Raw genomic sequence first — 1,138 nt, 5'->3', positions numbered from 1 at the left:
CCGAAGAGGTCATCCCACAGGATGTCCTCGGCGGTTCGGGTGGGGTTTTCGTTATCCAGATGCCAACGGAGGGGATTCGTTGCGATGTATTCGCGGATGCCGTTCAGGGATTTTTCATTGCGGATGATGCGTTCGTAATAATTGCGTTGCCATAATCTGCCATGGAAGGGCGGCCATCCTGATGTTTTGACCCTGCGGGCGTATTCCACCGTCACGCTGGATTTGAACACCCCGATCACATCCCCAACGGTAGGGGCAACCCTTGTGATAGCCCATATGGGGGTTGCCCTATATGGGGCGGGCACCAGGCCTGCGCCTACATCGTTTCTGCCGGCATTCTGGGCAGGCACAAGGCCTGCCCCTACGAGGTTTTTGGTTTCGGTTATGACGATGATGCCGTGGATGTGATTGGGCATGACAACGAATGCATCCAATTCTATATGGGGAAACCGTTCCGGTACTTCTTCCCATTCGGCTACCACCATGCGTCCAGCCTCATTTAATCGCATTTCCCCATCCACCACCTCGCCGAATAGGCAGGCGCGATCCCGCGTGCAGATGGTCACAAAATAGGCACCGGACTGACGGTAGTGGTATCCCTTCAAGCGGATGGACCGGCGGTGGCGTTTTTCGGGATCAAACGTCATGGCTGTGCGCTCCAATTGTGGGTTTGCCCATTGTTTCCTAATATCTTATCGAGCTCCTCTCCGATGCTCGGATGTCGCGCTCGCGTTTCATGAGGCTCGAGACGATAACCATAGGCGGGGACAGAACATCGGCCTCCTTGCCGTTCGGGTTGCGGGCGGTAAGGTCGTACCCACGCCCTTCCCCTCTTCGATGGATACGATCCAGGCATTCTCCGAAAGGCACGCCTGCCGTGGCCCTTCGTCCCTGCGGTAGGCGTCCCAGGCCTTCCAGAGACGGCGAGCCTCCTCAAACTGTTCGTCCTGGATGGGGCTGCCCTTGCTGAACTTCTTGAGTCCTCCCGGGAGAGGAAGTTCGTAATACCAAATCTCTTTTGTAGGACCTGGGCGCTCGAAAAAGAGCAGCGCGGAGTTGTGGATCGATAAGGGTGGCACGAGTGTCAGCTTCGTTTTTCAACTCACCCGCCATAGCCTTGCTCCTCCAGGCGTTTGAG

The 1,138-nt window shown here is 56.5% G+C and carries 1 protein-coding gene; it reads right to left on the bottom strand.

Features of this window, described 5'->3' with window-relative positions:
• The coding region (locus ABJK56_RS06265) for a transposase (RefSeq protein WP_347243808.1) at positions 1 to 647 on the bottom strand (647 nt) is incomplete at its 3' end.
• Between the last annotated feature and the right edge of the window lie 491 nt (positions 648 to 1,138).

It is taken from the genome of Thermogutta sp. (assembly GCF_039793925.1).
GTDB lineage: Bacteria > Planctomycetota > Planctomycetia > Pirellulales > Thermoguttaceae > Thermogutta.
The sequence above is the reverse complement of the archived record's forward strand: the minus strand, read 5'-3'. Positions and strand labels throughout refer to the sequence as shown.